A 25,038-nucleotide genomic window follows, 5' to 3' on the forward strand; every position below is an offset into this window, starting at 1 on the left:
AACGGGATCGTCTACGCGAGCCGTCCTGCGGTGGATCACGGCTGCCAGCAACAGGCGTGTCAATTCCGGACGAAGACATTGACTGAAGCGGCTCGCCCTTCCGCATCGATCACGGTCAGGGTCGATTGCCCTATGCCTTCGGGATGCCATTCGCCGGTTCTGCGGCGCGTGGATTCACGCATCGGTTTGCCATCGACGAGCCACCGAAAGGGCGCGCGTCCGGCTTGCATCTTCATGACGACCGGCAAAGCCTCGCCATCCGCGCCCTTGCCGCGTTCGAGAACCGAACCTTCCAGGGGATAAACAATCCGTGGTGGCCGCTCGCGCGCGGAAACCGCGACCAGGCCATTGGATTCCAAGGAAAAGCGGCGAAGCGATTGCGGCAGGTCCGATGCGGCGATTCGGTTTGCCCCTGTCGGTGCGCGGGGCAGGGGCGTTCCGGCAAGGCCGGATTTGGCAAAGGCTTCGAAGAGGATCGGGGCTGCCGTCTGATAGCCCGATATGCCGGGGACGGCGGCATTGTCTGGGCGACCGATCCAGACGCCGAGCACATAGCGCCCGTCATAGCCGACCGACCAGGCGTCACGGTAGCCGTAGCTGGTGCCTGTCTTGTAGGCGATGCCGGCGGGTGGGCTGCCGGTTGGAGGCAGGACGTCGCCGAGGACGTCTGCCACCGTCCAGGCGGCATTGGGTTCGAAGAGCGGCTCTTCGTCAATCAGCTCGGCCAAGTCGCGGATACCATCACCGAGCCGGATCGGTTGCTCGCGATTTGCAAGACCGGAATAGAGCTGCACAAGGTCTTTCAGCGTGATGCCGGCACCGCCAAGCGCAATCGCGAGGCCTGGCGCTTCGTTGGGGGGCAGTTTCAGGGTGACCCCGCCGCGTCGGAGGCGAACCATCAGGCGAGACGGACCGACGGCATCAAGAAGACGCACGGCCGGCACGTTGAGCGACAGCTGCAGAGCCTGTCGGATGCTGACATCGCCCTGATACTGCATGTCGAAATTCTTCGGGCGGTAGCCGAAGAAGTCGGCCGGGCGATCCTCGACAATGGTTTCCTGAGCCACCAGACCCTGCTCGAAGGCGAGGCCGTAAATGAAGGGTTTCAGCGCCGAGCCCGGCGAACGCTCGGCGCGCGTCATGTCGATCCAGCCGGAGCGGGAGGCATCGAAGTAATCGGCAGCTCCAACTTCTGCGACAATCTCGCCGGTGGTGGCATCGGCCATCAGCAAGGCGAGCGAGACCTTGGGATCGAGCTTGCGGCCCGCTTCGAGCGCCACTTTTTCCAGGGTCTCCTGTACAGGCCGCAGGATGGTGGTCTGGTGGGTGCTGATCTCGGGTGCCTTGCGCCGTGCGGCTTCGGCGAGATGTGGTGCAAGCGCCGGCAACTGCCTGCGCATAGAGGGGAGGGATGCGTTCAGCGCGAGCTCGACCTCCGTCTTGTCGACGACTTCGGCTTCGCGAGCGCGTTCCAGAACCCGCTTGCGCGCTTCGTGTGCGTTGTGGCGGTAGCGGTCGGGGCGGCGCTTTTCCGGCAGTTGCGGCAGGGCGACCAACAGAGCGGCCTCGGCAGTCGAGAGCCGCTTCGGCTCCTTGCCAAACCAGGCGAGGCTTGCTGCGCGCACGCCTTCCAGGTTTCCGCCATAGGGGGCGTGGGTGAGATAGAGATTGAGGATCTCTGTCTTCGTCAGCCGCCGCTCCAACTGGATCGCGCGGGCGATCTGGATGAGTTTGGCGGTCAGCGATCGCTCGCGACGAGGCTCGATCAGGCGGGCGACCTGCATGGAGAGGGTGGATGCGCCCGAAACGATGCGGCCGTTGGCGGCCAGTTGCCAGGCGGCACGTCCCAGCGCCATGAGGTCAACGCCGTGATGTTCCGCGTAGCGCTTGTCCTCATAGGCGATCAGCATGCGGATGAGAGCAGGGTCGACGTCATCGACTGTTGTTTCTAAGCGCCAGAGGCCTTCTTTCGTGGCAAAGGCACGCAAGAGCTGGCCGTCCCGATCGAGAATTTCGGTCGAGACTGCGCGCGCTTCCTCCAGCGGGGGAGGGTAGTTTCTGTCCGCCCAATCCAGCGCAGCGACCGAGGCAGTGGCCGTGATGGCAGCCACCCCCAAGCTTATGCCGATGCGCCTCAGGCGGCCCATCAGGGTGCCGTCGAGACCGTCATCGCACCGGCTGCCGTGCGCGCCGACAGCTGCGGACGATACATGTCTTCGACGTTCGCGGCCGGCAGGTCGTAGGTGCCCGGCGTGACGGCGCGGACGACGTAAGCCAGCGTGATCGTACCGTTTTCGCCCTCGCCGCGATTGACGGCAGCCACGAAGCGATCGCTGCGGAATTCGAGATGCGCGGTCTCCGTCTGGCCGATCCAGTCGAAGTTGGCGAGCGCTGCGCTGTCGACCAGGCTCGGATTGTCGATCTCGAAGCCCGCCGGAAGCAGATCGGTCACGAGAAGCTGGGCCGGCCAGTCATCCGCTTCCGTCACTTCCAGCACCACGACATAGCGTTCGTTCTGGATGACCTCTGTGATGTTGGCCTCTTCGCCGGTCAGGCTGTAGTAGGTCTTGTTGATCTCGAAGCCTTCCCCGCCGGCTGCCGGTGGCAGGGCCGGAGCCGCGACCGTGGTAACCGCAGCGCTCACGGCATCAAGGCCGGTGTTGGTCAGCGTCAGCGGCGCCTCTAGGAGTGCGTCGCCCGGGATCGTGGCCGCATAGGCGCCGGTCTTTTCGGCACCATTGACCTCAAGCTTCAGCCCCTCGTCATCCTGCTGGAGTGCGCGGGCGGCTAGCAGCATCCAGGTCTGTTCCTGGGTGCTGAGTGTCTGCTTGGCCTTCCACTCGTCGGCCACGACCTTTGCCAGGATCGGAACGACAGGCGGAACCGGGCGGCTTTCGGCGGCAAGCGCCAGAACGCCGGCAGCATCGCGAAGCGCCGAGCCATAGTCGGAACGGGAGAAGCTGACCGGCGTCATACGGGCCTGTTCGCTCATTCCGGCTGCATCGAGGAAAACGGCGTTGGCTCGCTCGCTATCACCGTAGAGCGACAATGCCGCTGCCAGATGCGCTTTCGACAGGGGCGTCGGGAAGTCGCCGAGCATCGTGTCCGCGTAGTAGCGAAGGTCACTCAGCGAGGCCTTGCGGCTGCGTGACAGCACGTAGAGAGCATAGGCGATCTCGTTGCCGCGCGTGCGGATGTCGTTGTCATAGGCGATGCGGTTCTGCAGGTTCTGCAAGGCCTGGACGAGAGCTTCCTCCGGCACGTCGAAGGTCTGTTCGCGGGCGCGGGTCAGGAAGTCGGTGACATAGGCGTCGAGCCAGAGGCTTTCGGAACCCGGTGCCCAGAGGCCAAAGGAGCCACTCGACGATTGATAGGCCAGCACGCGCAGGATGCCGTCCTGGACGCGCTTGTTGATTGACTCGTCCTCCGGCAGGCCGGAAAGCTTGGCCAGTTCATCAAAGTATAGAAGCGGCAGCGCGCGGCTGGTCGTCTGTTCGGCGCAGCCATAGGGATAGCGGTCAAGGGCCATCAACAGGCCCGGAATGTCCAAGCCATCGGCGCGAGCGACATTGAGGCTGACGGAGGCTCCCTGCAAGAGGCTGTCTGCGAGCAGGTCACTATCCACGGTCAGGCTCTTGCCCGGTGCCAGCGCAATGACCTGCCGCTCGGTGATCGGCAGTGTTGCTGGGCGTACGGGAAGATCGAGAGACTGGGAAATGGCTATGCCGTCTGTACCTGTGAGCGCGATGTCAATCGCGCCGTCGCCGGGTGTGTTGGCAGTGAGCGGCAGGGTTACGGTGGTGGTTTCACCCGCCGTCAGCGTGACCTCCTGGCTTTCCGATCCTCCGATACTGACGGGACCGTTGCCGGTGACGGCCAGCGTGTAGGTGCCGGATGGAGCGTCCGTCGCGGCGATGTCCAGACGAAGACTGCTTTCGTCCTCAGGGGCGAGGAATTTGGGCAAACTCGACGTCACGACGATCGGATCTCGTATGATCACGTCCGCCTCGCTGTGACCGACCCCGGTCTTCGACCAGGCCCAGGCCATGATACGCGCCGTGCCATTGAACTGCGGGATGTCGAAGGAGACCATCGCCTTGCCATCTGCATCGACCTTCACCGGACCGGAGAAGAAGGCCACGAGCCTTTCGCGCGGTGGATTGCCCTGCAGGGCAACCTGGCCCCCGTCACCACCGGTGCGCAGGCGTCCGGTTGCGCCCAGCGAGCCATCGATCAGACGGCCATAAAGGTCACGCAGTTCGAGGCCGAGCCGGCGCTGGCCGAAATAGTAGCTTTCCGGATCGGGTGTCTCATAGCGGGTGAGGTTGAGAATGCCGACATCGACGGCGGCGACCATCACATAGGCCTCCTCGCCGATGCCAGAGCCGGTCACTTCCACCGGGATTTCCAGGGGCTGGCGGGGCAAGGTCTTTTCCGGTGGCGAAAGCTTGATGGCAAGCTTGTCGGCGCCCGGATCGACGGCGAGCCAGGCAATGCCGATTGCACGCGCCGGCATGCGGCTTTCCTCGGCATCACCGGGGCGGAAGAGGGTCGCGGTCACATAGGCCCCGGCGCCGAAATCCGCAGTAACTGGAATTTCGATTTCCGTGCCGGTGGCCGGGACTTCGGCAACCTGCGTCGAAATCAGGGCATCGGTGCCCGAGGTAACGATAACCTGGCCTGCGAAACGCGGCGAGATCTTCAGCTTTGCGGTATCGCCGACCTTGTAAGCCGGCTTGTCGAGGCCGATCTCGAGTGCGTCTGGCGTTTCGGTAGAGCTTGCTGTGACAAACCAGCCGGCATCGAAGTCGACGCTGGTGACGGCGCCGCCCTGCTCGACTTCCAGACGATGGGCGCCCCAAGTCACCGGTGTTGAAAGTGGTGTGCCTTCCGCTGCGATATCGACGGTGCCGTCGGCCACGAGCTTGGTCGTGGTGATCGGCTCATAGCGCCAGGAGGAACCATCGCGATACCACTGGTAGTTCCGCTCCAGCTTGATCAGCTTCCAGCTCGCGCCGGCTAGGGCCTGGCGCTCGCCATCAGAGCCGAGCGCGATCAGGTTGAAGACGGCATTCGAGTTCTCGGAGACCTCGCCTTCGAATTCCGGCTTGATGCCGATGACGGGCCCTTCCGGCGTGACGGGAAGGGTTAGCTTGCGCTCGACCGTGCGGCCTCCACTTTCGCGCAAACGCAGGACAATATCCGCGTTCAGGAGGCGTGTCGTCGAGGGCAGATCGGTCAGGGCAACCTCGATTTCGGCGAGGCCATCGTCATCCAGCGCGTCCAGCCCTTCGAGCGGCAGACGCATGTCTTCGATGCCCTCCTCGTCCGAAAGGCCGAAGCTGTAACGGGGAAAATCGGGATGGCTGGTCGTCGGGCGGATCACCACCTCGCCTTCGAGCGTCAGGCCGGCTGCCGGCGCGCCATAGAGATAACGGCCATCGGCCGACAGGGTAACGGCTTCGTCTAAAGAGATTGCCCCGGCTTGGCTCGAAAGCTTCAGGTCGAGACGGTCGGGCACGAAATCGTCGACCAGGAATGTCGACCGAGCGATGGCCGGTTTTTTCGGATCGGTGTGGATGGCGACTGTCCAGGTGCCACGCATCGCATTGGCAAGGATCGGCAGGTCGACGGCATAACCGCCCAGCGTTTCGCTTGACACCGCGAAACGGTGGAACTCGACCCCGTCGGGTCGCGAAAAGAGGAAGGTGAGCGGCAGGCCGGAAATGGCGTCGGCATTGGTGTCGCGGGCCAGCGCTACGGAATGCACGGTCTCGCCGGGGCGGTAGATGCCGCGTTCGGTCCAGGCGAGGATATCGACCGGGCCCGGTGCCGGGCGACCGGTGACGCCCCGGTCGGAGAGGTCGAAGCCGGCACGGGTCATGTCGAGGAAGACGTTGTCGTCAGCATCGCTGCGGGCGGCAATCACGGCCGGAGCGAGCGCTGCGCCACCGCGCACGAGGCCGGCGTCGAAACGGGCCCGGCCTTCGGCGTCAGTTATGGCGGTCGCCAGGATCTCGTTGTTCTTTGCGATCAGTTGCAGCTCGATATTGGCAAGTGGGCTGGCCGATGCCAGCGAGCGTGCAAAGACATGCAGCCCATCGGTGCCGGCAAAGGTCGAAAGGCCGATATCGGAGACGACGAACCACTGCGTCGCGCGGCTGTCCCAGCTCTCGTTCACACCAGTCGGGGAGACCGCAGTCATCACATAGATGCCGGGCTTGCGGGTCGGCAGGGCCTCCTGCAGCGGAATGCTGGTAACGACCTCCCTGTTCTGCTCGTTGGCAATCTCGACCGAACCCTGCCAGACAAGTTCGCCGATCTCGTCCTTCACGCGGCCGGCGGTGTAGCCGTCCATCTGGGTGAGAAACTGCGAGGCGGCGAGAAGCGGGGCGATGTTGCGGTCGCCGATCCGGTAGAGTTCGAGATTGGCGCTTTCACTGTTGATCGATACGAGCGGAATGCCCTGGCGCGCGGATGATGGGAGAACGAAACTGTCGCCGGTAAAGCGTACGGTCGATGCGCGGTCACGGACATAGAGCTCGAGTTCGACCGGGGCTTCCAGGTTTTCGTCGACCGAGGAGGGGAGGCCGGCGCGGATTGCGAGGCGATAGCGCCCGCCATGCTCCAGGCCCTCGACGCAGATCTGGTTGTTTTTTGCTTCCAGCGCCTTCGGCGTCTTGCCGTCAAGCGTGACGAAGGACGAGTAGTCGACGCCGCGCTTGACCAGAGGTTCGGAGAACTCGACGCAGGCGCGCGGCGAAGCGCTGTCGGAATCAACAGTGTTGTTGACGACGCGGAAACCCTGGCGGGAGCGCAGGTCTTCGAAGGCGGCGCGTACTTGCGCATTCGACGCGAGTTCGAGGCTTGCCTTGTAGGCGCTGAGGGCCGGACGCCAGTTCTCGCTGTTCTCAAGGGACTTCGCCAGCGTGGCGAGCGCCTCGGCGCGGGTGGAGGCGCCGCGGGTCAAGAGATAGCCGTTGATCGACGCCATCGCGCCTTCGTTGGCCATGCCGTAGTTGTTGATGACGGTATTGGCCATCCGGGCCAGTTCGAGCCAGAGTGCTTCGTCGTCTGCATCGATCGCCAGTGCACCCTTCAGGGACAGAATGGCGTAGTCGATGTTGCCACTTGTAAAGGAGGCGCGTCCTATTTCAATCAGCGAGTCCCGGCCCAGGCCCTGCTGTTCGGCTGCAATGACAAGATTGCTGCGCTGATTGCGGGCTTCCGATTTCAGGTAGTCCGAGACGAAGGTCAGCGCCGGCGGAGCGCCGATGTCCTCTTCCGCCGTCTGAACGACGATGCGGCCCGCGATCGCGCCCGGGAAGCTGTTCAGCTGGTCATAATCGGACTTCAGGAAGCACCAGTTGACCTTCGGATTAAAAGTGAAGGCGCGGCAGGAGGCGTCGCCGATGCAGCTCGCCTCGCATTCATCGATGGAGACGTTCTTTTCCGTTCGCAGGTCGAATCCGAAATAGTCCGCATCGTCAATGCGTTCGATTGTCCTGATATCCTGCGCGTAAGCTGAAGGGGATAATGGCAATAGAGCCAGCGCGACTGTGAGCAACGCCGAAAAACGGTTCGTAAACATGGTCCCCTCCAAGCCTGATCATGGCTTCGGAGGTTAGTCTTTGCTCATGACGGAGGCTTGTCAATCGGCACAGGACACACCCTACGAGTCATTTCTTGGTGGTCTTCAAGCACTCGCGGGGCGTCGCTCGCTGAAGCTTCTTGCCTGTTCGATGATCCAGGTGGCAAAGGTGCTGGCCGGCCCATAGGCCATCTTCGACAGCGGGCGGACGAGGTAGTAGGCGCTTGCGCTTTTCACCTTATGATCCCAGGCGCGGACCAGCTGGCCACTCGCCAGCTCCGGCTCGATCAGGAATGTCGGGACGAGCGCGATCCCCAGGCCCGCGTGACAGGCCTGGACGACGTTGGAGAATTGCTCGAAGCGCATGCCGCCTCCGCGGCCCTCGCTGATGCCGAGGCTGGAAAACCATTGTTCCCAGGCCCGTGGGCGGGACGCCATGTCGAACAGCGGCTTGGACAGAAGGTCTTCCGGCCGGTTCACCGGGTTGGCATCGAGAAAGGCCGGACTGCAGACCGGCACCACCAATTCATGCATCAGAAACTGGCAATCGGTGCCTGGCCAGTTCGGTTCACCGATATGGATCGCGGCATCGAGACCGGAGCCCTCGAAATCGAACTGGCCGATGCGGGTGGCGAAGTCCATGATGATGGCCGGATTCTTCGCGAGGAAGTCCGGCATGCGCGGCATCAGCCAACGGGTGCCGAAGGTCGGCAGGATGGCGAGACGCAGATGGGTGTCATCGCGGGTTGCCATGGCCTCCAGCGACAGCGTGCGGATCGTGGCCAGCGCATCGCCGATACCCTTGGCATAGGTGCGGCCGATGGTGGTCAATTCGACACCGCGATTGGTTCGCTCGAAAAGCTTGACGCCGATCTGGTCTTCGAGAAGGCCGATCTGGCGGCTGATCGCGCCTTGTGTCAGCGCCAGCTCGTTGGCGGCGGCCGAGAAGCTACCAAGCTTGGCGACGGAATCGAAGGCGGCGAGAGCACTCGTCGATGGCAGGAAGCGGCGTTGATGTGTGAGCATGCGATATGAATAGACCTAATAGCAACATGAGTAAACATGGGTTGAATTGCACTCCGACATGAGCAATCTGGGATAACGAAACAAATGGATGAGACCGATGAGCGAGATGCGACCCTTTTCCTGGAGTGACCCCTTCCTGATGTCCGAGATCCTGAGCGAGGATGAGCGGATGATCCAGGATGCGGCAGCGGCCTTTGCAGAAGCCGAACTCGCGCCGCGGGTCGCCGACGCCTATCTCGGCGAAACGGTCGAGCCGGAACTCTTCCGGCTGATGGGCAAGGCTGGCCTGCTTGGTGTCACCCTGCCTGAAAAATACGGCGCTGCTGACGCGAACTATGTTTCCTATGGCCTCGTCGCCCGCGAGATCGAACGTATCGACTCCGGCTATCGCTCGATGATGAGCGTGCAGTCGTCACTGGTGATATATCCGATCTACGCCTACGGTTCGGAGGAACAGAAGGACAAGTATTTGCCGGGTCTCGTCTCCGGCGAGCTGATCGGATGCTTCGGCCTGACCGAGCCGGATGCCGGCTCGGATCCCGGCGGCATGAAGACGCGCGCCGAAAAGATCGAGGGCGGTTATCGCCTGCGTGGCTCCAAGATGTGGATCTCCAATGCGCCGATCGCCGACGTCTTCGTCGTCTGGGCGAAGTCGGAAGCGCATGGCGGCGAAATCCGCGGCTTCATTCTCGAAAAGGGCATGAAGGGCCTGTCGGCGCCAAAGATCGGCGGCAAGCTCTCGCTGCGTGCTTCGGTCACCGGCGAGATCGTCATGGATGGCGTCGAAGTCGGCGAAGATGCGCTGATGCCCAACGTGTCGGGTCTCAAGGGTCCCTTCGGCTGCCTCAACCGTGCTCGTTACGGCATTTCCTGGGGCGTTCTCGGCGCTGCGGAGGATTGCTGGCACCGGGCCCGCCAGTATGGCCTCGACCGCAAGCAGTTCGGCAAGCCGCTTGCCGGCACGCAGCTCTTCCAGAAGAAGCTTGCCGACATGCAGACCGAAATCTCGCTTGGTCTGCTTGCCTCACTCCGCGTCGGCCGTCTGATGGACGAACACCAGTTCGCGCCGGAGATGATCTCGATCATCAAGCGCAACAATTGCGGCAAGGCGCTCGACATCGCCCGCATGGCTCGCGACATGCACGGCGGCAACGGCATCCAGATCGAATACCATGTCATGCGGCATGCGCAGAATCTGGAAACCGTGAACACCTATGAAGGCACGCATGACGTGCATGCCCTGATCCTTGGCCGCGCCCAGACCGGCATCCAGGCCTTCTTCTGATCGCTCTTTCGAGCTCAAGCAGTCCGGCGTCCCTGACTATTTGTGGGTTTGGGCGCCGGACTGTCGCATTCTTGCGTCGCTCCCAGAACTCAAAGATTTCAGCTTAAACATTCATATACTTGTCGGCGGCTAGAAACACATTCAGAAGCCGCGATGTTTGCTTTATGCTGATATTTGGCGATTCCTGACCTATCAGGCAGGGTGGCCTTTGCTGTATGCTACGGCCGGTTGTGGAGGACGCGTCATGTATGCTCTAACAGTGCTCGACCACTCTGCGCTTGCGGTGTTCCGGAGTGAACACCCCTGGCTGGAATTCCCTGATGCGATCTTAGAGGTCTGCATATACTTCGACGACAATGGCGGACCGACCCGGCTGACGGCTCTCAGGGTAGGGCCCAATGGCCAGACCGCGGAAGCCGATGTCGACACGTTTGGTGTCGATACCGTACTCAGTCTGATCCGCTATGCGCCGCAAGGGGCCGCGAAGCACGAGGAATCTCCAGAAGAGCGTCATATCTGGGCACTCCTCGAAGAGCTGCCCGTTGCCGACGGCTCTCGTCCCGTCGAAGTGGTGGAGGCGGAGCGGGCAGCCAAGCTGCAAAACGCCTATGCCATCCTGCAGGATATCGCCCAGGACAAGCTCCGCAGCCTGTTGGCCTCCGCTCGAAGCCCGCGTGAGACACAGCGTCTCACCGATGCGATCAACGCGCTTCCGGAGCGTCTCGAAAAGGTAGATGACAGCCACAAACCGCAGTTTCTGGAGATCGACCTCTGGCGTTTCGTTGCCGTTCTCCGGGACGAGCTTGCAATGCCTGCCGACTATGAAATCACTGCCGGCCGAGACGATGAGCTGATGTTGAGGGACGTCATCGAGCAGGCCGAGTCAACGGCGCTATCCGGGCCGGTCATTCAGGCGCTTTTCGAATTGTCGCCGGTGGCCTTCTCCATTTCGAGCATCGGCCAGAAGAGCTCGCGCTATATCCGGGTCAATCAGGCCTATCTCGATCTCGTCGGCAAAAGCTGGGATGATATCGGTGGAAACGAAATGATGGCTTCTGGCATCGTGTCGGGGAGTGAAGCGCGTGCCGAGCGTCTGATGCTGCTGGACCGTGACGGTGGCTATGCAGGCATGCGAGGTGAAATCCATGACGCAGCCGGCAATATGGTCCCCGTCATGATTTCTGCCCGGCGCATTTCGGTCGCCGGACAGCTTTACGATTTCGAGGTGCTGCAGCGCGCCTCGCGGGATTGACGGCAAGGATCAGGCGCGTCTGAGCAGCGCAAGCGATCGTGCCTGCAGCCTGAACGCCTTGCCTTCTTCCGCGATATCGCCGTGCCGCTCCACATCGAAGGTCGTCAGCTCGAGTTGCCAGTTCCCGCCGCCGGTTTCAGGTAGGACGAAATCAATGTCCTCGGCGACCGGATTGAAGAGCAGGAGCGCCTCCGGCCAAACACCCTCTTCCGCCTCCAGATCAGGTCGCCGGAGCCTCAGCGCCAGCGGGTTTCCATCGAACCAGTGTTCGGGCTCCTGATGGCCGCCTTCGACATGGTACCAGTCGATAAGCATGCCATCGCGCCAGTTCGAGCGACGCAGAAGAGGTTGCGCCTTGCGAAGAGCTATCAGCCGGCGGGTGAATTCCCGCAGATCCTCGCAGGACTGCGGCAGGTCTTCCCAGTGCAGCCAGCTGATCTCGCTGTCCTGGCAATAGCCGTTGTTGTTGCCCATCTGCGAGCGGCCAAATTCGTCGCCCGCGAGCAGCATGGGTGTGCCGTGCGAGAAAAACAGTGTTGACAGGAGATTGCGCTTCTGACGGTCGCGGATCGCATTGATCTCGGCATCGTCCGTCGGACCTTCGTGACCGTAGTTGTGGCTGCGATTATGGTCGTGGCCGTCGTTGTTGTCCTCGCCATTGGCTTCGTTGTGCTTCTGGTCGTAGGACACGAGGTCGTTCAGGGTGAAGCCGTCATGGGCGGTGATGAAGTTCACGCTCGCCCAGGGGCGACGGCCGCGCAGGTCGTAGATGTCGCCTGAGCCTAGCAGGCGGGCGGCAAAGTCCTGAGAGGTGTTGTCGGCGTTCAACCAGTATTCACGGGTCGAGTCGCGATACTTGTCGTTCCATTCGGCCCAGCCCGGCGGGAAGCCGCCGACGTGGTAACCGCCGGGGCCGATGTCCCAGGGCTCGCCGATCAGCTTGACCTTGGAGAGAACGGGATCCTGGCTGACGGCGTCGAAGAAGCCGCCGCGCTGATCGAAGCCTTCCGGTTCCCGGCCGAGGATCGTACCCAGATCGAAGCGGAAACCGTCGACATGCATCTCCTCAGCCCAGTAGCGCAGGCTGTCCATCACCATCTGCAGGACGCGCGGGTGGGACGTATTCACCGTATTTCCCGTGCCCGTGTCGTTGATGTAGTAGCGGTGATTGTCCGGCATCGTCCGGTAGTAGGAGAAATTGTCGATGCCCTTGAAGGAGAGCGTCGGGCCGAGTTCGTTGCCTTCGGCCGTATGGTTGTAGACGACGTCAAGGATAACCTCGATGCCGGCATCGTGGAACGCGCGGACCATGTCGCGAAAGCCCACCAGGCCTTTGGGACCGTAGTAGCGGCTCGCGGGCGAGAAGAAGCCGATCGTGTTGTAACCCCAGAAGTTATGAAGCCCCTTGTCCATCAGGTGGCTATCGTCCGGGAAGGCATGCACGGGCAGGAGTTCGATCGAGGTGATGCCGAGGCTCTTTACATAGTCGACGGCCGCCTTGTGGCCGAGGCCGTCGAATGTGCCCCTGAGATTGTCAGGTATCGCGGGATGCAGCTTGGTGAAGCCTTTGACATGGGTCTCGTAGACGATCGTGTCGGACCAGGGGATGCGGGCGAAGCCGTTTGAAATGCGGTTCTCATTCGGATCGATCACCCGGCATTTCGGCGAGCATGACGCGCTGTCGAGCGTGTTGAAGGTGAGGTCCTTCTCTTCCGCATCCAGGTCGTAGCCGAAATGAGCCTTCGACCAGGCGAAATCGCCGACGATTTCGCGCGCATAGGGGTCAAGGAGTAGTTTGTTCGGATTGAAGCGATGACCGTTCTCCGGCTCATAGGGCCCGTGGACACGGTAGCCGTAAAGCTGTCCGGGGCGCACGCCCGGGACATAGCCATGCCAGACTTCGTTTGTGTATTCTGGAAGCTCAAGCCGGGCGACCTCAACGCTGCCGCTGTCGTCAAAGAGGCAGAGCTCGACACGTTCCGCATGGGCTGAAAAGAGAGCGAAGTTCGTGCCCTCTCCATCGAAGCACGCGCCGAGACTGTGCCATTCGCCCGGCGTGACATGAAAATGCGTGCTCTTGGCGTCCATCTGATCCTCTGATGTCTGGAGTTGCGCAGCTTAATTCCCGAGCGCGATGCTTTGTTCCAAGCCCCTCTCCGGCTGGAACTTTCGGCCCCTTTGCCGGTTTGCCTCGCAACGAAATCGGATGAAACAGGAGGTGTGCAGATGCCGGCGAAATCGAAGGCGCAGCAGAAGGCGGCTGGTGCTGCACTGGCCGCCAAGCGGGGTGAGGCTAAGGTGTCCGATCTCAAGGGCGCGTCGCGCAGCATGGAACATAGCATGAGCAAGAAAGAGCTCGAAAAGCTCGCCTCAACAAAGCGTCAGGGCAAGCCCGAACATGTCGAGGGCAAGTCATGAGGCGCGGCGAACTCGACGGGAGAACCGCCGTGGTGACCGGAGCGGGCTCCGGGATCGGCAAGGGCGCTTCTCTCAATCTGGCAAAGGGTGGTGCCTTTGTCGGTCTGCTGGGGCGGACACGAGAGGAGTTGGACGAGACGCTCGCGGAGATCCGCGCAGCCGGGGGCGACGGGATGGTCCTGGTCGCCGATGTGAGCGATCATCATGAGATGGAGCAGGCGTTGACGCGACTGACCGACGAACGAAAGCGGCTGGACATTGTCATTGCGAATGCCGGGATCAACGGCACCTGGGCGCCGGTCGATGACCTCAAGCCCGAGGAATTCGACAAGACGATCGCGATCAACCTGCGCGGCACCTATCTCACGCTGCATCATGCTGTGCCGCATATGAAGAAAAATGGCGGCTCGATCGTGGTGATCTCATCGATCAACGGAACCCGGACGTTCACCTCACCGGGTGCAACAGCCTATTCAGCGACCAAGGCCGCCCAACTTGCCATGGTGCAGCAATTGGCGCTCGAGCTCGGCCGCCATGGCATCCGGATCAATGCAGTTTGCCCGGGCGCGATCGAGACCGAAATCGACGACAACACGCATATTCGCAAGAAGGATCAGACCGAGGTGCCGGTGACCTTCCATGACGGCGACATTCCTTTGACGGGCGGGGAACCCGGCACGATAGAGGAGGTGGCCGATGTGATCGGCTTTCTCGCGTCTGATGCATCGCGCCATGTGACCGGAACGCCGATTTGGGTCGACGGTGGCCAGAGCCTGTTGAGGTAGGATCGCCTTGCCGAGCGCGGCTTCAGTCGCGCTCGGGAGGAAGGGGCAGCCGGTGTTCGATAAGCCGCAATAGCCACAGCACGCTCAGCGCAAAGCCGCTTGCAATGAGGCCGATCTGCCAAAAGCCGAGCCCGCAGGCAAGGCCGATAGACCCGGCAAACCAGAGGCCGGCGCCCGTCGTCAGGCCTTTCACCTCTCCCTTGTTGAAGACGATCATTCCTGCCGCGAGGAATGCAACACCTGCCGTTACGGCTTCAATCAGGCGGATGGGGTCCAGACGGATCTCGTCTCGGTCGAAGGCGCCGTGATGAGCGATTTCGATGGTCAGGATTGCAACAATCGCCGCTGACAGGCAGACGAGGATGTGGGTGCGCAAGCCGGCAGCGTGGCTGCGCCATTCGCGCTCCACGCCGATACAGGCGCCGCAGACCATCGCGATCAGTAGCCTGATGACGATGGCCGACAGTTCCAGAGTGGTCGCGGTGCCGAAGCTGTTCAGTTCAGAAGGCATGTCCCAAATCCCTGACGGTACCGTTCCCTTACGATATCAATGCTTCCGGTCAATGGCGATAGTGGAGGTGTAGGACGCCGAGACCGGGTCACTGGCGGGGAAGGTGTCTTCCAGTCCTTCCTGCAGGGCGGAGTTGCTGTTCGGATTGTCGGCTGTCTCCTGCTGCTCCTGACGCAGGCTCTCGACAGCTTCACTCTGTTCATCGTTTCCGCTTTCGGCGGTTGCACCGAAGCGGCTCGCCTGCACGAGCAGGACCTGCGCCTTTTGCAGGGCGTTGTCCCGGTTCAGGCTGCCGTTTTCAGACTGTGCCATGTGAACCGATACCTTCTCGCCGCCGTCTCCGAGGAATTCGACGACGAAGCCACCTTTTGTGTCGTGGCCTTCAATGACTTCTGTTTCGATGATCTGCATGGATGAACTCCCGTGGTTTCCGGCATGGGAAACGCGTGGCTTCGCAGGGATGTTCCATCGGACGGCATGTTCCATTTATGCGAGCAACATGTCTCCTGCTTGAGCTGTTAAGTCTATGTTTACCATATTATTTAGCAATTTATGAAAATCTGAACAAACAGGGGTTGTGGGCGTTGTTGTGGCAAAAGGAGAACGAAGATGAGACCAGGACAGCCCCTTGCCATCGATACGATCCTCATTGTCGAAGACGATGTCTTCATTTCCATGGATGCCGCCGACGCGGTCGCCCGCGCTGGGGTCAATGTCATCACGACCGAAACAGTCCGAGACGCGCTCGAAATTCTCGAAAACGAGCATATTTCAGGGGCGATCCTTGATTTCAAGGTTCGTGATGGGGACGTGACGCCGATCGTTCAGCGGTTGCGCCGCAGCGGGATACCGTTTCGCATCGTCTCGGGATCAGCCATCCGGGAGATCGAGGAGAACGGCATACCGCCGGAGCTTTGCGCACCGAAGCCTGCAGACTACGGGAAGGTCCTGGTTTCCATTCTGAACGACGTGCTGCCGCAGCGACCGGGTGGTCAGCACTAATATCGCGTCAGGCGCGCTTGGACATCAGACGTTCAAGTGTGCGCTCAACCACGTCAACCATCACCATGGTCTGATGATCGACCTCAATGTTCAACGCATCACCAGCTTTGTAACGTGGAAACGTGGTTTGGCGCAGCGTTTCCGGGATGAGGTTGATCGTAAATGTGTCGTCTTTGGCCTCCGCCACCGTAAGGCTTGCGCCGTTAACGGCAAGATAGCCCCGCTTGAAGACGTACTTCGCCCACTCCTCGGGCACGCGGAAGCGGATGAACGCGCCCGGCATTTCCATCTTTGCAGCGACCAGTTCTGCCGTCGTCGCGATGTGCCCGGCAATGTTGTGGCCACCATTTTCGTCGGTCGGCTTTGCCGAGCGCTCGATATTTACCCGGTCTCCGGCTTGCAGCATGCCCAGGTTGGTGCGCTCCAGCGTCGCATCCATGGCGTCGAAGGTGACGATTGTGCCGTCCATCGAGGTCACGGAAAGGCATACGCCTTCGACCGAAACACTTGCACCCAGTTGCAGATCCACCATCAGCCGCTCGGGGAGTTCGACGTAGAACGTCGTGTAGCCGTCATGGCGGATGACGGACTTGATCGGGGCGACTGTCTGGACGATGCCGGTATACATGGTGCTTTCCTCGGTAAATGCGTTGGGAAGGTAATGTCTCAGGCGCCAAAGACAATGCCCTGCGGCGATACCGCAGTGTTCACCATCCATGCAAACGGGAACGAGGCGGTGCAAACTCGGTTGAGCAAGTGCGGCTTTCGACCGGGTTGCGGACGGGACCTTGGCCGTCCTAGATCTGTCGTATCTTTGTTGCAGTCTGGCATTCCGACTTTTCCATGGTGGCCCCTTCTATGACCAAAATCCTTTGCCTCGCACTCAATCCGGCGATCGACATCTCCAGCGATGCGGAGGTGGTGCGTCACACCCACAAGACCCGGACCTATAATCAGCAGCAATTTCCGGGTGGTGGCGGGATCAATGTCGCCCGCGTCATCGTCACCCTCGGCGGGACATGCGAGTTGATGTTCCTGTCGGGCGGGGCCACGGGCGAATTGCTCGAGGCCATGTTGAAACCCCTGCCGATCATGGAGCGAACATTCCGGATTCACGATCCCGTCCGTGTGGCTTTTGCGGTGCACGAGACCTCGACCAATCTCGAATATCGTTTCGTGCCGGAAGGGCCGCTGGTAACGGAGGAGGAGCTTAAGCCCGTATTCGACGCCGTCGAAGCCAGTGATGCCGAATATGTCGTTGCAAGTGGCAGCCTCCCAAGGGGCCTACCGGATGACACCTATGTCCGTCTCGCGGATCTCGTCGCGGCGCGGGGCGGCAAGTTTGTCCTCGATACATCGGGAAATCCGCTTGCGCAGGCGTTGTCGCGATCGCGCATGTTCCTCGTGAAGCCGAGCCACGGTGAGTTCGAAGCCTTCCTGGGGCGCAAGCTGGCGCATGACGAGGTGGGACCTGCGGCACAAGCGCATGTTCGAACGGGCGCTGCCGAACATATTGCCGTCACCCTGGGGGGCGACGGTGCGATCCTCGCCTCTGCCGATGAGATCATTCGACTGCCGGCAATCGATGTGCCGGTCAATTCTGCGACCGGGGCCGGCGACAGCTTTGTCGCAGGCATGGTTTGGTCACTTGCCCAAGGCTACACAGTCGGCGACGCCTTTCGTTTCGGTCAGGCGGCTGGTGCTGCGACGGTCATGACATCGGGCACGGAACTCTGCCGCCAGAAGGACGTCATCGATCTCTACGAGCGCGAGCGGCAAAGAGCCAGTTGATCGTCATCCGAGCGATTGCGTCCGCGGGAAAACCGCGCTTTGGTTGTTTTATTACTTGTCACAGATTATCAAGTTTTATATGGGGAAGGCAGCGTGACGGGCGGCGATGAGCGCCTGTTTTGTATCACAAGTTCATAAGGAGCTCCCAATGCCGCTCAACCATTCGGGACCTTCGCTGAAGCGATTTGGCATTCTTCTTACTTTTCTTCTATCTGCATCACTGGTGCAGGCGCAGCAGCCGGCTCCGGCGGCCACGGAAACACCCGTCGTCGCGCCTCAGGCTGGCGCGACGACCGCGCCGACTGCAAGTGAAAGCTCTGCAACTTCGCCTCGCGTCGTGACGCAGCCCGACGCTTCCACGCCTCCGGCAGCGACGGCCGCTCCCGGTTCGCCTGCGAACCCCAACAGTGAGGCTTCTCCACCAGCACCAGAGGCCGTGGCTGCTCCCAGCGCGCAGGCCCCAGTCTCCGACGCTGCCAACCTTCCTTCTGCCGTGCAGCCGGCAGATGCCGCTGCCACCGGCGGTGAAGCCGCGCAGTCTCCGACGGATCCGCTTGCCTCCGTGGTCGATGCGGTGCCCGCCGACACGGTTACGGACGTGCCGCCGATGAAGGCCATGCCGCATGATCTCTCGCCCGAGGGCATGTTCATGGCTGCCGATTGGGTGGTCAAATCAGTGATGATTTCGCTGGCTGTGGCTTCGGTTCTGACCTGGACCGTGTGGCTCGCGAAATCTTTGCAGCTTTTCGGTGCGCGGGCACGCGCCAAGCGCGGCCTCAAAGCCGTCACGAATGCCCGCCAATTGCGTGATGCCCTTCAAGCCCTCGAAAATCGCGGCGGTGTGGTGGCGACCATGGTTCGTGCCGCCCAGCATGAGGTCAGTCTTTCCGATGCGGCAATCGACCAGGTCGGTGGTGAAGGCGTCAAAGAGCGCGTCGGCTCGGCGCTGGCCCGGATCGAAGCCGGGGCAGGACGCGGCATGGCGAAGGGCACGGGTGTTCTCGCCAGCATCGGCTCGACTGCGCCATTCGTCGGTCTGTTCGGCACGGTCTGGGGTATCATGAATTCGTTCATCGGCATTGCCGAGACACAGACCACCAATCTTGCCGTCGTCGCGCCGGGTATCGCCGAGGCGCTTCTGGCAACGGCCATCGGTCTCGTCGCGGCCATTCCGGCTGTTATCATCTACAATGTCTTTGCACGCTCCGTGACGGGCTACCGCCAGCTTCTTGCCGATGCCGGGGCTGGCATCGAGCGGCTGGTCAGCCGTGATCTCGACTTCCGCAAGAGTGCCCGCATCGCTCAGGCGACCAAGGCCATGGCGATGGCGGCGGAGTGAACCAATGGCCGGTGGCATCAGAGAAAACAGTTCCGGCGACGATCTGGCCGAGAACCACGAGATCAACGTGACGCCGTTTATCGACGTCATGCTTGTGCTGTTGATCATCTTCATGGTCGCCGCGCCCTTGTCGACGGTCGATGTGAATGTCGATCTGCCCGCTTCCACGGCGAAGCCGGCCGAACGTCCCGATGAGCCCGTTTATGTCACTCTCAAGGAAGACATGAGCCTGGCGCTTGGAAACGATACCGTCGCACGCGAGACGCTCAGCACGTCGCTCGACCGGATGACCGAAGGCAACAAGGACGCGCGCATCTTCCTGCGTGCCGACAAGACGGTCGACTATGGTCAGTTCATGGAGGTCATGAACCTCTTGCGGGATGCGGGATACCTGAAGATCGCCCTCGTTGGGCTGGAAGCAGTTGCCGCCGTGCCGGCGCCTGATGCTGCTGCAGCGACAGAGCCCGTAGGACCGGCACCATGATCGAGCCTCGCTCCACGAAACGGATCCTTGGTGAAGGGCTGTTGTGGACAACGGCCGGGGTCCTGATCGCCACGGCCCATGCGGGTGCGGTGGCTGTTCTGTTGCGCGAACCGGACATGGTGATGGCCGATAGCGGGCCGCCGCCAGCGATCATGATCGAGCTTGCGCCGGAACCTGAGGCCGTCATCACAGACGAGACCGAGATCTCGACCGAACAGGTCGATGCAGAAGAGGTCAAGACCGCAACCAGCGAGCCGCTGCCGGAACCCATCCCGGAGCCTGTGGAGCAGCCTCTCCCGGAGCCGCCGCCTCCAGAGCCTGAGCCAGAACCAGAACCCGAGGTCACAGAACTTCAGCCCGAAGTGCCGCCGCTGATCGAGCCCGAGCCGCTGCCGGAGATCGATCCGATCGAACAGATGGTGATGGCGGAACTGGAGAATGTCGAGGTTCCGATCCCGATGCTGCGGCCGCCCGCGCCGAAACCGGAAATCGAGAAGAAGAAAGAACCGGCGCCGAAGAAAGTGGTCAAGAAGCAGGCCCAGCCTCCCGCGTCGCAGGCGGCCCGCACGGCCAAGGCCGAGGTCGCCCAATCGACCCGCAATGCGGCTGCGGCAACCGCCAGCGGTGCCGGTCGGAGTGTTTCGCCGGCGAGATGGCAGTCGCGTCTGATGTCCCATCTCGAACGTCGCAAGCGTTACCCGAGTGCTGCCCGCAGCAACCGGGAAGAAGGCACCGTCTATGTCCGGTTCCGGATCGACGATTCCGGCAATGTGCTGTCCGTCTCGCTTTCGCGCTCGTCGGGCTTTCCGACGCTCGACAACGCGGTTCTCGACATGGTGCGCGCTGCTTCGCCGGTGCCGGCACCCCCTGTCGGGGTCAACAAGACGATCACGGCACCCGTCCGCTTCAATCTTCGCTGAGTTTGCGGACGGCAACCAAATCAAGCGCGTCCTGCGCAACGGATGCGGCGGGTTCCGCCGCATTGATGCGATGCCAGTCGATGGGACCCGTACCGCTCTGCAATTGCTTGTCGAGCACGCCCACCGTGGCGTCCGAGTCGAGAACCGGTCGGGCCTCGACGCGGGCTCTGAGAACAGCCGGGTCCGCCTCCAGCCACAGTCCGACGAACGGCACATGGTTCGCCCGCGCGACCTCCTCAATGGCTATTCTTTCGTCAGCATGGGCGAAGACGGCATTGGCGACGACGCAGCCGCCGGACCTCAGAACCATGCCAGCCTTTTCGGCGAGGGTCGCATAGACGCGTGCTGATATTTCCGGCTTGTAGGCGTGCTGTGGCATGGGATGACCTCGCGCATGGCCGAGCATTACGCGGCGCAGGCGGTCGCTCTCGAGCAGGCGCGCGCCGGGAGCAAGCCCCAGACGGGGCGCCATGGCTTCGGCGAGGGTGGATTTGCCAGAGCCGCTTAGCCCGCCGATGGCAACCAGCATCGGTTCCTTCCGCTGCAGCAGCTCGAGCGCCAGATTGCGATAGGCGATCGCTTCCTCTGCGCCATGGCCGCTGCGATCTCCGAGGTCGCGCACCAGTGTCGCGCCGACATGAGCGCGGATCGCGGCCCTCAGCCCCAGGAGGAAAGGCATAAGCCCGTAGCCTGCGTCATCGCCCGTTCGATCGAGATAGCGATTGACAACGGCATTGGCATAATCCGGCAGGTTTCGATGCCATAGATCCATCAACAGAAAGGCAAGATCATAGAGGATGTCCGAGGTCGCAAGGCCTTCGTTGAAGTCAATGCAGTCGAACATGCGCGGACCCTCCGGCCCGAGGAAGAGGTTGTGCAGATGAAGGTCGCCGTGGCAGTGACGGATCATGCCATCGCGCTCACGTTCGTTTAGCAATGAAGCGTGACGATCGAGGGCCTCCCGGAAGCGCCTGTTCAGATGGTTTGTCTCGTCGGCCGAGAAGAGCGGTACGGCGGAGAAAGCTGCATGGTTGATATCGAGAACGGCGGCGAGGTTGGCTTCACCGCTACCCGTATGCAGCACCTCCGCTATCCTGTGAAAGTCTGCAATGCGCTCGGCCGTTTCTTCCATCAAGGTCTTCGGCAAGCTGCCCGTTTCCGCCATCCTGTCGAACAGCTTGTCCTGCGAGAAGCGGTGCATCTCGACCACGTAGTCGATAGGTGACGCTTCAGCGTCGAAGGCGACATCGCCGTTTGCGTCTCGGCCGATGGACCTCACACCGGAGTAGATCTCCGGCGCGGTTCGGCAGTTCAGCTCTACTTCTCTATGGCAGTATCGTTTTCTGAGATCGAGCGTCGAGAAGTCGGCATAGGGTAGCTTCACCGCGCGCTTCAGCTTGTAGGCCTTGTCGCCGGCCAGGAAGATGAGGGAGATGTGGGTTTCGATCACCTCGACTGGCGAGGTGATGCCATGGCTCCCGGGATCGCGGAGAAAGGCGATGGCGGCGGACTGGTCCTCGACTGGCATGCATCCCTCACGTCTGACGGCTGCTTCAGTCTCACTCATCCGTTGATCAAAGGCCAGCGTCTGGCGCATGGACCTTTGTCGCAGGAAAGAAGGGCCGACGGTTGGCCGCCGACCCCTTCATAGCTTTACTCGATGTCGAACTTAACGCCCTGGGCGAGTGGCAGAGTGCGGCCGTAGTTCACCGTATTGGTCTGGCGACGCATATAGGCCTTCCAGCTGTCCGAGCCGGATTCGCGGCCGCCGCCGGTTTCCTTCTCCCCACCGAAGGCGCCACCGATTTCCGCACCCGACGGGCCGATGTTGACGTTTGCGATGCCGCAATCCGAACCGCGATCGGAGACGAAGGCTTCGGCTTCGCGGATGTCGTTGGTGAAGATCGACGAGGAAAGGCCCTGCGGTACGTCGTTGTTGAGGGCGAGGGCGTCATCGAAGTCGGCATACTTGATGACGTAGAGGATGGGGGCGAAGGTTTCCTCGACGACCGGGCCGCACTGCTCCGGCATTTCAACGAGGGCCGGGCGAACGTAGAAGGCGTCAGCTGCTTCGTCAGAGCGAACGCGGTCACCGCCATGCACCTTGCCGCCATTGGCCTTGGCAGCTTCCAGGGCGTGCTGCATGCGCTCGTAGGAGCCCTTGTCGATCAGCGGTCCGATCAGATTGCCGGCTTCCAGCGGGTTGCCGATGGTGACGGAGCCATAGGCCTTGACGAGGCGCGGCACGAGCGTGTCGTAAACGCTCTCGTGGACGAAGAGGCGACGCAGTGTGGTGCAGCGCTGGCCGGCGGTACCCATGGCGGAGAAGGCAACACCGCGCAGCGTCAGGTCGAGATCGGCGGTCGGGCCGACGATGGCGGCATTGTTGCCGCCGAGTTCGAGGATCGAGCGGCCGAAGCGGGCGGCGACACGCGGGCCGACGGCGCGGCCCATGGCGGTGGAGCCGGTCGCCGAGATCAGCGGGACCTTGGGGTTGTCGACGAGGATTTCGCCGATGTCACGACCGCCAATGAGGAGCGTCGACAGATTGGCCGGCGCCTTGCCGCCCTGTGCGTTGTAACGCTTCACGGCCTTTTCGAAGATCGCCTGGGTGGCGATGGCAGTGAGCGGGGTCTTTTCCGACGGCTTCCAGATCGTCGAGTTGCCGCAGACGAGGGCGAGTGCTGCATTCCAGGACCAGACGGCGACGGGGAAGTTGAAGGCCGAGATGATGCCGGTGACGCCGAGCGGGTGCCAGGTTTCCATCATGCGATGTTCGGCGCGTTCGGTCGCAATCGTCAGGCCGTAAAGCTGGCGCGACAGGCCGACTGCGAAATCGCAGATGTCGATCATTTCCTGGACTTCGCCCAGGCCTTCGGAGGTGATCTTGCCGACTTCGATGGAAACGAGGCGACCGAGTTCGGTCTTGGCGGCGCGCAGTTCTTCGCCGAGCAGACGGATCAGTTCGCCGCGCTGCGGGGCGGGCACGAGGCGCCATTCGAGAAACGCCTTGTGGGCTGCATCAATGGCCTTGCGGGTGTCGTCGCCAGAGATTTCGGCAACGGCTGCGATGGTTTCGCCGTTGATCGGCGAGCGGACAGACATCGTGCCGCCGGTCAGAGCCTTGGCGTCGACGCCGAAGCTTGCCATCAGCGATGCCGTTTCGGCAGAAAAATTGAGAGTGGCGAGGGTCATGGTGGTCCTTCCGTCAGGTCTACCTGGTTCTTGTTCGTTCAAAATCGTGCGCCGGCCAGATGCGCCACCTGGGCGCCGGCCTCGTACCATGCTTCCTTCAGGGTGCGGAAGGCCGGTGCGTGTGGATCGGTGAGTGGCAAGGGCAGTTCTTCCTCTGACATCTGGCCGAGGATGTGGCTTGCGATGGTCTTGCCGAAGACCGTGCCCGGCGAGATGCCTCGACCGTTATAGCCGGAGAAGCCGATGACGCCGGGCGCAAACTTGTGGAAGCGCGGAAGCGCATTCGTGGTCATACCGATCTGACCATACCATTCGCTTTCGAAGGCAATGTCGCCGATCTGCGGGAAGATCGCCTTCAGCGCGCGGCGAGCCCAGGACCGATGGATCGAGAGCCCGGTGCCGCGTAGGGCACCGACGCTGCCGAAGACCATGCGGCCGGCCCTGTCCATGCGGAAGGAGGAGAGAACCTCCTTGGTATCCCAGCAGCCCTGACGTTCCGTCAGTATCGACTTACGCAAGTTGTCGCTCAGGGGGGCCGTCGCAAAATTGAAGTAGGGGAGGTGAACCTGTTCTTCGCGCACCGCGGCAAAGGGGCCATGGCTATAGGCATCGGTTGCGACGACGATCCATTGGGCATCGACAGTGCCTTCTGCCGTGGTCACCCTCCAGCGATCTGCTGTCTTGCCATAGGCTTCAACCGGGCTTGCCGTATGCAGAACCGCTCCGGCCTTTTGTGCAGCATGAGCAAGGCCCCGGGCGTAAGCGAGCGGCTGCAGCGTGCCAGCCCGGCGATCGAGCAGGGAGCCCTGGTAGGCGCGGGTGCTGATCTTGGATTCCGTTTCTGCCTTGTCCAGCAGGTCCACGGGGGCGCCCCGGCGCTGCCATTGCTCGGCGCGCGCCTCGATTTCCTTCTGGCCGGCGCTGCCGACGGCGCAGTGTAGCGTGCCAGAGCGCTCCAACTCACATTCGATCCTGTGGCGATCGATCAGCTCCATCACGGTGCGTGGTCCGTTGCCGAGAAGATCCAGCAGCCGTTCGCCGTAGACTGGGCCGAGTTCGCCCGGCAGGTCGTCTGGCATGACCCACATGCCCGCATTGATCAGGCCGACATTGCGGCCCGCGCCCCCAAAGCCGATTTCCTTCGCTTCGAGCAGGATCACGCTGGTGCCTGCTTCGGCGAGGTGCAGGGCTGTAGAAAGCCCAGTATAACCGCCGCCGACGATCACGACATCCGCAGTCGCGGCGCCGCGCAGGGGCGCCGTCTGGGGCGCGGCAGGGGCCGTCTTTTCCCAAAGTCCGTGGGAGCGAGGATCGTTCAGCATGGTGTGGCCCCGAGATCTGCAATGTGCCGGGGCTGGCCGCACGAGATCACTCCGTGTCCCATGTCATTCCGCCCCGTACAGTCTTGTGATTTCTAGAAGAGCGTTCTACGCCATTCC

At 62.0% G+C, this 25,038-nt stretch carries 19 protein-coding genes; 9 read left to right on the forward strand and 10 right to left on the reverse strand.

Annotated elements, in window-relative coordinates; all coding sequences use genetic code 11:
* Positions 1–59 precede the first annotated feature (59 nt).
* The 3 genes from pbpC to SJY08_RS22035 all read right to left on the reverse strand — a co-directional run bounded on the left by pbpC (position 60) and on the right by SJY08_RS22035 (position 8,617).
* The gene (pbpC, locus tag SJY08_RS22025; protein ID WP_377278350.1) at positions 60–2,147 is read right to left on the reverse strand and encodes a penicillin-binding protein 1C; all 2,088 of its coding nucleotides are present in this window, start codon (positions 2,145–2,147) and stop codon (positions 60–62) included.
* A complete protein-coding gene (locus tag SJY08_RS22030) occupies positions 2,147–7,591 on the reverse strand; it encodes an MG2 domain-containing protein (RefSeq protein WP_377278352.1) in 5,445 nt (1,814 codons plus the stop codon). The genes pbpC and SJY08_RS22030 overlap by 1 nt, the downstream gene beginning before the upstream one ends.
* Positions 7,592–7,696: 105 nt before the next feature.
* A complete protein-coding gene (locus SJY08_RS22035; RefSeq protein ID WP_377278354.1) occupies positions 7,697–8,617 on the reverse strand; it encodes a LysR family transcriptional regulator in 921 nt (306 codons plus the stop codon).
* A gap of 97 nt (positions 8,618–8,714) precedes the next feature.
* Here SJY08_RS22035 and SJY08_RS22040 point away from each other — a divergent pair, with 97 nt between their 5' ends.
* Together SJY08_RS22040 and SJY08_RS22045 are read left to right on the forward strand one after the other, a co-directional pair.
* Positions 8,715–9,902, forward strand: a complete 1,188-nt coding sequence (locus tag SJY08_RS22040; RefSeq protein ID WP_069043063.1) for an acyl-CoA dehydrogenase — start codon at positions 8,715–8,717, stop codon at positions 9,900–9,902.
* A gap of 244 nt (positions 9,903–10,146) precedes the next feature.
* Positions 10,147–11,154 (forward strand): diguanylate cyclase, encoded by a 1,008-nt coding sequence (locus SJY08_RS22045; protein WP_377278357.1) that lies wholly within the window; start codon positions 10,147–10,149, stop codon positions 11,152–11,154.
* A gap of 9 nt (positions 11,155–11,163) precedes the next feature.
* On the opposite strand, the gene glgX is transcribed toward SJY08_RS22045, so the two are convergent.
* Positions 11,164–13,242 carry a glycogen debranching protein GlgX gene (gene glgX, locus SJY08_RS22050; RefSeq protein ID WP_300890736.1) on the reverse strand — a complete coding sequence of 693 codons (2,079 nt, stop codon included), beginning with the start codon at positions 13,240–13,242 and terminating at the stop codon, positions 11,164–11,166.
* 138 nt (positions 13,243–13,380) lie between these two features.
* Between glgX and SJY08_RS22055 the strand changes: the two genes are divergently transcribed.
* Together SJY08_RS22055 and SJY08_RS22060 are read left to right on the forward strand one after the other, a co-directional pair.
* A complete protein-coding gene (locus SJY08_RS22055) occupies positions 13,381–13,572 on the forward strand; it encodes a DUF3008 family protein (protein ID WP_300890735.1) in 192 nt (63 codons plus the stop codon).
* Positions 13,569–14,357: an SDR family oxidoreductase gene (locus SJY08_RS22060; protein WP_377278360.1), complete on the forward strand. Its 789-nt coding sequence runs from the start codon at positions 13,569–13,571 to the stop codon at positions 14,355–14,357. The genes SJY08_RS22055 and SJY08_RS22060 overlap by 4 nt, the downstream gene beginning before the upstream one ends.
* Before the next feature lie 22 nt (positions 14,358–14,379).
* Here the strand turns inward: SJY08_RS22060 and SJY08_RS22065 are convergent, their stop codons facing one another.
* A complete protein-coding gene (locus tag SJY08_RS22065) occupies positions 14,380–14,868 on the reverse strand; it encodes an MgtC/SapB family protein (RefSeq protein WP_377278362.1) in 489 nt (162 codons plus the stop codon).
* A 36-nt stretch (positions 14,869–14,904) separates the two neighbouring features.
* Positions 14,905–15,279, reverse strand: coding sequence for a hypothetical protein (locus SJY08_RS22070; RefSeq protein ID WP_377278364.1), 375 nt, complete (start codon positions 15,277–15,279; stop codon positions 14,905–14,907).
* Between the two features lie 198 nt (positions 15,280–15,477).
* Between SJY08_RS22070 and SJY08_RS22075 the strand changes: the two genes are divergently transcribed.
* Positions 15,478–15,870 carry a response regulator gene (locus SJY08_RS22075; protein ID WP_153763043.1) on the forward strand — a complete coding sequence of 131 codons (393 nt, stop codon included), beginning with the start codon at positions 15,478–15,480 and terminating at the stop codon, positions 15,868–15,870.
* Positions 15,871–15,877: 7 nt separating this feature from the next.
* Here SJY08_RS22075 and SJY08_RS22080 read toward each other — a convergent pair whose 3' ends face one another.
* Positions 15,878–16,498, reverse strand: a complete 621-nt coding sequence (locus SJY08_RS22080) for a riboflavin synthase subunit alpha (protein ID WP_377278366.1) — start codon at positions 16,496–16,498, stop codon at positions 15,878–15,880.
* A gap of 230 nt (positions 16,499–16,728) precedes the next feature.
* On the opposite strand from SJY08_RS22080, the gene SJY08_RS22085 reads away from it, so the two are divergent.
* The 4 genes from SJY08_RS22085 (at position 16,729) to SJY08_RS22100 (ending at position 20,404) form a co-directional block, all read left to right on the forward strand.
* A complete protein-coding gene (locus SJY08_RS22085; RefSeq protein ID WP_054148603.1) occupies positions 16,729–17,661 on the forward strand; it encodes a 1-phosphofructokinase family hexose kinase in 933 nt (310 codons plus the stop codon).
* Positions 17,662–17,809: 148 nt separating this feature from the next.
* The gene (gene exbB / locus SJY08_RS22090) at positions 17,810–19,000 is read left to right on the forward strand and encodes a tonB-system energizer ExbB (RefSeq protein ID WP_377278368.1); all 1,191 of its coding nucleotides are present in this window, start codon (positions 17,810–17,812) and stop codon (positions 18,998–19,000) included.
* 4 nt (positions 19,001–19,004) lie between these two features.
* Entirely contained in the window at positions 19,005–19,484 is a 480-nt protein-coding gene (gene exbD / locus SJY08_RS22095; RefSeq protein ID WP_377278370.1) for a TonB system transport protein ExbD, read from the forward strand.
* The gene (locus tag SJY08_RS22100; protein ID WP_069043071.1) at positions 19,481–20,404 is read left to right on the forward strand and encodes an energy transducer TonB; all 924 of its coding nucleotides are present in this window, start codon (positions 19,481–19,483) and stop codon (positions 20,402–20,404) included. The genes exbD and SJY08_RS22100 overlap by 4 nt, the downstream gene beginning before the upstream one ends.
* Here SJY08_RS22100 and SJY08_RS22105 read toward each other — a convergent pair.
* The 3 genes from SJY08_RS22105 to SJY08_RS22115 all read right to left on the reverse strand — a co-directional run bounded on the left by SJY08_RS22105 (position 20,391) and on the right by SJY08_RS22115 (position 24,921).
* Complete coding sequence (locus SJY08_RS22105; RefSeq protein WP_377278373.1) at positions 20,391–21,932, reverse strand: AAA family ATPase; 1,542 nt, start codon at positions 21,930–21,932, stop codon at positions 20,391–20,393. The genes SJY08_RS22100 and SJY08_RS22105 overlap by 14 nt on opposite strands.
* 125 nt (positions 21,933–22,057) lie before the next feature.
* Complete coding sequence (locus SJY08_RS22110; protein ID WP_377278375.1) at positions 22,058–23,599, reverse strand: aldehyde dehydrogenase family protein; 1,542 nt, start codon at positions 23,597–23,599, stop codon at positions 22,058–22,060.
* Positions 23,600–23,637: 38 nt separating this feature from the next.
* Entirely contained in the window at positions 23,638–24,921 is a 1,284-nt protein-coding gene (locus tag SJY08_RS22115; RefSeq protein ID WP_377278377.1) for an NAD(P)/FAD-dependent oxidoreductase, read from the reverse strand.
* Positions 24,922–25,038: the final 117 nt, after the last annotated feature.

The sequence above is a fragment of the Rhizobium sp. R86522 genome, from assembly GCF_042466255.1.
Taxonomy (GTDB): Bacteria; Pseudomonadota; Alphaproteobacteria; order Rhizobiales; family Rhizobiaceae; genus Allorhizobium.